The sequence below is a fragment of the Streptomyces sp. DvalAA-14 genome (genome assembly GCF_900091855.1).
Lineage (GTDB): Bacteria > Actinomycetota > Actinomycetes > Streptomycetales > Streptomycetaceae > Actinacidiphila.
This window is the reverse complement of record NZ_FMCH01000001.1, coordinates 1-7,360: the sequence shown is the minus strand read 5'-3', so window position 1 is coordinate 7,360 and position 7,360 is coordinate 1. Positions and strand designations below refer to the sequence as shown.

Genomic DNA, 7,360 nt, shown 5'->3' with positions numbered 1-7,360 from the left:
CGCCGGGCGGGGCCACCGGCGGGCCCGCGGTACCGGGTTGCGCCGCCGGGTCGCGGCTGCGGGCCCGGGCCGCGGTCCGCACGCACCAACCTTTCGCCAACCTCGGGCGGCCACAGTGGGCGGCACCCTACCCTCGCGTTTTTCGGGAGCGCCGCCATGGTCTACGCGCAGCCAGGCACCGAAGGCAGCATCGTCACCTACGCCCGCCGCTACGACAATTTCATCGGCGGCGACTGGGTCGCGCCGGTCGAGGGCCGATACTTCGACAACCCGTCCCCGGTGACCGGGGAGACCTTCTGCGAGGTCGCCCGCTCCACCGCCGCCGACATCGAACTCGCCCTGAACGCCGCGCACGCGGCGGCCGGGCCGTGGGGCCGTACCTCGCCGACCGAGCGCGCGCTGATCCTCAACAAGATCGCCGACCGGATCGAGGAGAACCTGGAGAAGCTGGCCGTCGCCGAGACCTGGGAGAACGGCAAGCCGGTCCGCGAGACACTGGCCGCCGACCTGCCGCTGGCGGTGGACCACTTCCGCTACTTCGCCGGGGCCATCCGCGCCCAGGAGGGCAGCGTCAGCGAGATCGACGTGGACACCGTGGCGTACCACTTCCACGAGCCGCTGGGCGTCGTCGGCCAGATCATCCCCTGGAACTTCCCGATCCTGATGGCCACCTGGAAGCTGGCGCCGGCCCTGGCCGCGGGCAACTGCGTGGTGATCAAGCCGGCCGAGCAGACCCCGGCGAGCCTGCTGATGGTCATGGAGCTGATCGCCGACCTGCTGCCGGCCGGCGTGGTCAACGTCGTCAACGGCTTCGGGGTGGAGGCCGGCAAGCCGCTGGCGTCGAGCCCGCGGGTGGCGAAGGTGGCGTTCACCGGGGAGACCACCACGGGCCGGCTGATCATGCAGTACGCCAGTGAGAACATCATCCCCGTCACCTTGGAGCTGGGCGGCAAGAGCCCCAACATCTTCCTGCCCGACGTGACGGCCGCCGACGACGACTACCTGGACAAGGCCGTCGAGGGGTTCGTGATGTTCGCCCTCAACCAGGGCGAGGTGTGCACCTGCCCGTCCCGGGCGCTGATCGCGGCTCCCATCTACGACGAGTTCATGGCCCGCTGTCTGGAGCGCACCAAGGCCATCAAGGGCGGCGACCCGCTGGACCCGGCCACCATGCTCGGCGCGCAGGCCAGCAACGACCAGTACGAGAAGATCCTGTCGTACATCGACATCGGCAAGCAGGAGGGCGCGCAGATCCTGACCGGCGGCGCCAAGCGCAGCGTCGAGGGCCTGCCGGGCGGCTACTACATCGAGCCGACCGTCTTCCGCGGCACCAACGACATGCGCATCTTCCAGGAGGAGATCTTCGGCCCGGTCGTCTCGGTCACCACGTTCGACTCCGTGGACGAGGCCCTGAAGCTGGCCAACGACACGCTGTACGGGCTGGGCGCCGGCCTGTGGACCCGGGACGGCAGCACCGCGTACCGGATGGGCCGCGAGATCAAGGCGGGCCGGGTCTGGACCAACTGCTACCACGCCTATCCCGCCCACGCGGCCTTCGGCGGGTACAAGAACTCAGGGATCGGGCGGGAGAACCACAAGATGATGCTGGAGCACTACCAGCAGACGAAGAATCTGCTGGTCAGCTACTCGGCGACGAAGCAGGGCTTCTTCTAGCCCGCAGGAAAAGGGCGTCCGAGCCGGGCAACTGCCCGCCGGGCGCCCTTTTCCCGATCCCCCGCACGCGTCGGAGGTTCGCGCACACACTGTTGGCGCGGTCCTGGGCCCCGGTCAGGAACTCGGCGTGCGAGTCCGATCCGTGCAACCTTTCACGGCGCGGCGCGCATCAGGGTGTTGGGCGCGGTCGTACGCCCGGAGAGGAGCGTCCATCCATGTCGGAGCACGGGCGCGACGAGGAGTTCAGGGAGTTCGCCGAGTCCAGAGCGGACTGGCTGCGCAAAGTGGCCTTTCTGCTCTGCTGCGACCGGCACCGGGCTGATGACCTGGTGCAGGAGACCCTCACCAAGCTGTACGTCCAGTGGTGGCGGATGCGGCGCGTGGAAAACCCGGACGGCTACGCCCGGGCCGTCCTGGTGAACATCTTTCTGGCCGAGCAGCGCTCGGCGTGGCAGCGGCTGGTGCTGCGGCGGTCGGGCCGTGCGGGGGCGGAGGTCCAGGCGCCGCCGACCGATCCGGAAGGATCGCTGGACCTGCGGCGGGCGCTGGCCGTCATTCCTGCCCGGCAGCGCGCGACCCTGGTGCTCCGGTATTTCCACGACCTGACCATCGAGCAGACCGCCGATGTGCTCGGTTGCTCCGCGGGAAACGTCAAGAGCCAGACGTCGCGCGGCCTCCAGGCGCTGCGCCGAGTGCTCGACACCCGTTCCGTCACCGCCGCGGGGAGGACCCTGTGATGCACCACCCGACCGACGAACCGACCAGCGAAGCCCTCGACGAACTGGCCGAGGGGCTGGCTGAATTGGCGGCTTCGACCGCACCCGGCAGGGGCATCGACATCGCCCGGGCGATGCGGGACGGCCGGCTCCGTCTGCGCCGCAAGCGGTTGGCAGCAGCGGGCACGGTGGCGGTCGCCGCGGCGGCGACCGTGGCGGTGTCCCTGCTCCCCTCCGTCGGCGACCGCGCGCAGAGTCCGGCGCCCGCAGCGGCCCCGGCCAGCGTCGAGCGCGCCACCGACCCGCTGGTCGTGGAGGCGTCCTACGGGTGGCTCCCGGCCGGCTTCACCGGGGTCGACTACCTTCCGGATCACGGCGGCACGGTCCTGCGGGCCACCGGCAGGATTCCGGACGGCGGATCGCTGGCGCCCATCGTGTGGCTCAAGGTCTACCCCGCCGGAACGACGCCCTCCACCGGGCGGCCCTGGTACCCGGGAGGCCCGCGACAGTACCGGGTCCAGGCGGCGCCGGTCGGCGGCCGCCCCGCCTACTGGGTGGGGAAGGGCCCGACGACCGCCTGGGCGCCCGGGGGTGACTGGTACCTGCGCTGGCAGACCGCGGACGGCCGGTGGGCCGAGATGCAATCCACGTATCTGACCGGGACTGACGCACAGCAGACCCTGCACCGGATCGCCGAGGGGGTGGTCGTGGCCCGCCGGGCGGTCCCGCTGGCGTACCGGATCAGCGGCGTGCCCGCGCCGGTGAAGCTCGCCAGCGCCGACCTCCTGCAGGCGCAGCCGATCCCTGGCGACGAGCACCTTCCCTGGACCAGCAGCGTCAGCTTCACGGTCGACGGGATGTCCATCACCACCACGATCCGCCCGGGCCCTCCCCCGGCCACGAAGGGCGCAGCCGCCCCGAACTCCCCTCGCCCGCAGGACAGGCAAACCTGCCTGCAGGCACACGGCCTCAGCGTCTGCACGAACTCGCCGTACGGCGTCAACGCCTACCGCGCCGTGGGCGGGCCCGAGGCGTGGCTGAAGAAGTTCACCCTCCTCGGAACGGACCGGCGCGCCTGGACAGCCGACGTACTGGGCTGACCGGCAGCCGCCGCCCCGGCCGGCGGTGCCTGTACGACGGCTCGGCGGCTGCTCGACGCGGTGACCGTCGGGCGGCTTCGCGGTCAGCTCGGCCAGGGCGCGGTGCTGATGCGCTCGACGGTCGTCGTGCGGTGGAATCCGGGAATGAAGTGCTCCAGCACATCGGAATTCACCGTGCCATTCGTGGTCTCGGGGCGATTTTTGAGCCCTTCGACGAAGGTCTGCAGGAACTCGTTCTTGAAGTCGCCCCGAGGATGGACCGCGGTGATCTCGTCGACGTGAGCGCGCTCCAGTTCGTCCAGCTGGAAACCGAGGACGTCGGTCAGCACGCCGAATTGCGTGGCGGCGATCTCCGGGCCCATTCGGCTGGGGATTCCCGGCGTGGTGTGCAGGGCGATCGCCGTCCAGACCGCGTCGGCGGCGCCGGCCGGGAAGCCGCGGTCGAGGAGGAAGGCGCGCGCGTGGTCGGCCCCGTCGACCTCGAAACGCTGTTCCGTTCCGGAGAAGGGCCGCAGCAGGCCGGTGTCGTGGAACATCGCGGACAGGTAGAGCAATTCGGGATCGGGCTCCAGGCCGAGTCGGCGGGCGTGCAGCATGCCGAAGAGGAAGACACGCCGGGAGTGATGGTAGATGAGGGGGCTGGTGGTCTCCTGGGCGAGGCGGGTGGCGTCAGCGACCGCCGCCGTTTCCGGAATCTCTGTCCCCGCTATGGTCTCGCTCATCGTCTGCGCTCTTCCCGGTGCCGGTGTGCTAGGAATGGACATGGTGCTAGGAATTGATGTCCGCACTTTCCAGGCTGCCAACACGGGGCATTTCGCGCCGCCTGAGTCCGGCCATGGACCACTCGAATCCGGACAGGAGGAGAACATACGGTGACCTCGGCCACGCACCAGGTGGCGATGCTCGTCTACGACGGTGTGACCCTGTTGGATGTCGCGGGTCCCGCGGAGGTGTTCGCGGAGGCGAACAGGTCCGGGGCCGACTACCGTCTGGTGATGCTGTCGCCGACCGGGGCGGACGTCACCTCGTCGCTCGGCATCCGGATCGGGGTCGACGCCGCCGCGGCCTCGGCCGCCGCCCACACGCTCATGGTGGCCGGCACCGATCTCTACCCGCGCGATCCGGTCGCACCTGACGTGGTCGAGGCGGTCCGGACCCTGGCGCCCGGGGCGGGCCGGATCGTGTCCATCTGCACGGGGGCGTTCGTCCTTGCCGCCGCCGGGCTCCTGGACGGCAAGCGGGCGACCACGCACTGGAAGGTCGCACACCGGCTCGCCTCCCGCTCCCCGGCGAGCCGCGTCGACCCCGACGCGATCTACGTCCGCGACGGCTCCACCTACACCTCGGCGGGTGTGACGGCCGGCATCGACCTGGCGCTCGCGCTGGTCGAGGAGGACCACGGACCCGCGCTGGCCCGCGATGTCGCCCGCTCCCTGGTCGTCTATCTGCAGCGCGCCGGCGGCCAGTCCCAGTTCTCCGCCCCGCTCCACGGGCCGCCGCCCCGGTCCCCCGCCATTCGCAGAATCACCGACCTGGTGGCGGCTGATCCTCATGGCGACCACTCGGTCACCGCGCTGGCCGGGCAGCTGCATGTGAGCCCCCGGCATCTCACCCGGCTGTTTCGCGACGAACTGTCCACCACGCCCGCCCGGTATGTGGAGAGTATTCGCTTCGACCTGGCGAAAGCGCTGCTCGACCAGGGCCATGCCACCGCGCAGGCGGCGGACCTCGCCGGCTTCCCGAGCTACGAGAGTATGCGGCGGGTCTTCGCGCGGGAGATGTCGATGAGCCCGGCGGCCTATCAGCGGCGGTTCAGGACCACGCACCGGGCTGACCGTGCCGACGGGTCGGGTGATGTCGACGCGGGGCCGGGCGCCGTTGGCGCAGCAGCGCGCTGATCACCCGGCCGGTCTGCCGGGCCGCGTCCGCGAGCCGTTCCAGGTGGTGTGCGGGGTCGGTGAGGACGCTGAGCGCCGCCACCGGGGGCGCCGACCGTCCCGTACAGAGGCACCGCCACGCGGCACACCCCCGCCAGCACCTCCTCTCCATGTTCCGCTGCTCGGGATGCGGTCCGCGCAGCTCCCTGCCCGTGCGGGTCAGTTGTGGGTGGCGGTCCAGTAGTTGAGGTTGACGTTCCCGGTGAGGAATTCGATGCGGACGGTGTGGTAGGTGCCGGGGGCGAAGGTGAAGGTTCCGGCGTCGATGGTCTGGTAGGTCTGCCAGTCACCGGTGTTGGGGACGGTGGTGGTCGGACCCGCCTGGCCGTCGACCACGAAGCGCAGCTGCCCGCTGTTGTTGGTGGACGCCGCCCGGACGTGGAAGGTGGTTGAGCCTTGCAGGGGCTGCTCCTGCCATTGCAGCCATTCGCCGCCGGCGATGGCGCCGACGTTCCAGCCGCCGCCGGAGTCCGGGGTGGTCTGTATGTCGAGGTTGCCGTCCCGGTAGACGTTCCACTGGTTGCCGGCGGTGGTGTCGCTGTAGCTGTCGGCGGCTTCGGCCTCGACGCGCAGCGTGGTGGGGAAGGGAGTGCGGGAGTAGCGCCGCATGATGTTGATCATCTGGCCGGGGTAATCGGTGTGGCGCTGGTCGTAGCTGCCGTCGGCGGTGCGGGTGAGGGCCGCGTTCTCCTGCCAGTCCGTGAAGCCTTCGACCAGGGTGACCTTGGCGCCGGCCCCGGCGGTGGCCGCGAGGTTCGCGGCAAGGGTCTGGCCGTGGTCGGGGTCGATGTCCATGGTGGTGGAGCCCACGGCGAAGTGGAATCCGGGGACGGCGACGCCGTAGGTGCTGCCGTTGAACGTCGTCAGGCTGCGGCCGGTGCCGGGGACCCCGAACCAGCCGTCGGCGCCGCCGATCTGCGAGCTGACCGTGGGGTCCTGGGAGAGCCAGCTGTTGTCGACGACGATGTAGGGGTCGACGCCGAACTCGGACTGGGCGTGGGAGCGGACGTAGCCCAGCATCCGGGCGGCGTTGCCGTTGCCCTGGTTGGTGAAGGCGAAGTCGTTGATCGACCATTCGTAGACCAGCGGGCGGCCGTCCACCTTGAAGCGCATGCTGTCGGGGACAGCGGCGTAGAAGGGGCGCAGGTTGCGGTCCCAGATGTACTGGTAGCCGCCCTCACCGGTGCCGTTGGCGTCGCCGATGTCGAAGAGCGGGGTGTAGCCGCCGGTGTGGTGGACGATCTGGTTCTTCTTGTCGGTCAGCGAGGCGGGCGTGTCGTCGAACGCGGCGATCTTCAACTGGTTCGCCACGCCGCGTCGGTTGATGGCGTCGACGAGGCCGGTGAGGATGCGCGGGTCGCCGCCGCCGTTGGGCTGGGCGGTGCCGGGTACGTAGCCGCGCACGTCCACCGCGACGAAGTCGACCCCGGCGGAGACGAGTTCCTCGACGTAGTCGTCCCAGAAGGCGTTCAGGTCGCCGGTGCTTTTGTACAGCGGCAGGTTGTAGATGGTGTTGCCCTGGTTCTGGTGGTTGCCGTTCAGGGTGTCGGTGTCCATCCCGAACGTCACGCCGAGGTAGCCGGAGGTGGCGGCGGCCGGGGTGGCGGCGCGGTGCGGCAGCAGGGCGCCGCCGGTGTCCACGGTGTGACCGGCCGCGGCGGCGGACGGGTCGGCGGGCGTCGCGTCGACGTGGGTCGCCGCTGCCAGGAGCGCGATCGCCAGCGTGGGGGTGGCCAGGAGGAGCGCGGTACGGCGGCTGCGGAAAGCCGTCCGGTGCGAGGTCATGGGGGTAGCGGTCCTTCGCCTGATGGGGGGATCGGGGAGCAGGCCGGTGGGCAGCCCGCGGCGCGGAGCGCCGCGGGCTGCGGACGTTCAGTCGTTGATCAGGTCGAACGATTCCCAGGGGCCGATGGCGGTGCGGTTGGCGATCAGG

Annotated in this window: 6 protein-coding genes; 4 read left to right on the top strand and 2 right to left on the bottom strand. The window is 70.6% G+C overall.

Annotated elements, in window-relative coordinates; genetic code table 11:
- Positions 1–156 precede the first annotated feature (156 nt).
- The 3 genes from adh to GA0115240_RS00025 all read left to right on the top strand — a co-directional run bounded on the left by adh (position 157) and on the right by GA0115240_RS00025 (position 3,490).
- Positions 157–1,674, top strand: coding sequence for an aldehyde dehydrogenase (gene adh, locus GA0115240_RS00035; protein WP_093734561.1), 1,518 nt, complete (start codon positions 157–159; stop codon positions 1,672–1,674).
- A gap of 215 nt (positions 1,675–1,889) precedes the next feature.
- On the top strand, positions 1,890–2,411 hold the full coding sequence (locus tag GA0115240_RS00030; RefSeq protein ID WP_093734560.1) for a SigE family RNA polymerase sigma factor: 522 nt from the start codon (positions 1,890–1,892) through the stop codon (positions 2,409–2,411).
- On the top strand, positions 2,411–3,490 hold the full coding sequence (locus GA0115240_RS00025; RefSeq protein WP_093734559.1) for a hypothetical protein: 1,080 nt from the start codon (positions 2,411–2,413) through the stop codon (positions 3,488–3,490). The genes GA0115240_RS00030 and GA0115240_RS00025 overlap by 1 nt, the downstream gene beginning before the upstream one ends.
- A gap of 83 nt (positions 3,491–3,573) precedes the next feature.
- Here GA0115240_RS00025 and GA0115240_RS00020 read toward each other — a convergent pair whose 3' ends face one another.
- On the bottom strand, positions 3,574–4,212 hold the full coding sequence (locus GA0115240_RS00020; RefSeq protein WP_093734558.1) for an HD domain-containing protein: 639 nt from the start codon (positions 4,210–4,212) through the stop codon (positions 3,574–3,576).
- A 150-nt stretch (positions 4,213–4,362) separates the two neighbouring features.
- On the opposite strand from GA0115240_RS00020, the gene GA0115240_RS00015 reads away from it, so the two are divergent.
- Entirely contained in the window at positions 4,363–5,388 is a 1,026-nt protein-coding gene (locus tag GA0115240_RS00015; RefSeq protein ID WP_107407064.1) for a GlxA family transcriptional regulator, read from the top strand.
- A gap of 198 nt (positions 5,389–5,586) precedes the next feature.
- On the opposite strand, the gene GA0115240_RS00005 is transcribed toward GA0115240_RS00015, so the two are convergent.
- Positions 5,587–7,212 carry a DUF5010 domain-containing protein gene (locus GA0115240_RS00005; RefSeq protein ID WP_093734557.1) on the bottom strand — a complete coding sequence of 542 codons (1,626 nt, stop codon included), beginning with the start codon at positions 7,210–7,212 and terminating at the stop codon, positions 5,587–5,589.
- Positions 7,213–7,360: the final 148 nt, after the last annotated feature.

Coding starts and splice junctions, on each gene's coding strand:
- adh (WP_093734561.1), top strand. CDS start 157: ATGGTCTACGCGCAGCCAGGCACCGAAGGCAGCATCGTCACCTACGCC.
- GA0115240_RS00030 (WP_093734560.1), top strand. CDS start 1,890: ATGTCGGAGCACGGGCGCGACGAGGAGTTCAGGGAGTTCGCCGAGTCC.
- GA0115240_RS00025 (WP_093734559.1), top strand. CDS start 2,411: ATGCACCACCCGACCGACGAACCGACCAGCGAAGCCCTCGACGAACTG.
- GA0115240_RS00020 (WP_093734558.1), bottom strand. CDS start 4,212: ATGAGCGAGACCATAGCGGGGACAGAGATTCCGGAAACGGCGGCGGTC.
- GA0115240_RS00005 (WP_093734557.1), bottom strand. CDS start 7,212: ATGACCTCGCACCGGACGGCTTTCCGCAGCCGCCGTACCGCGCTCCTC.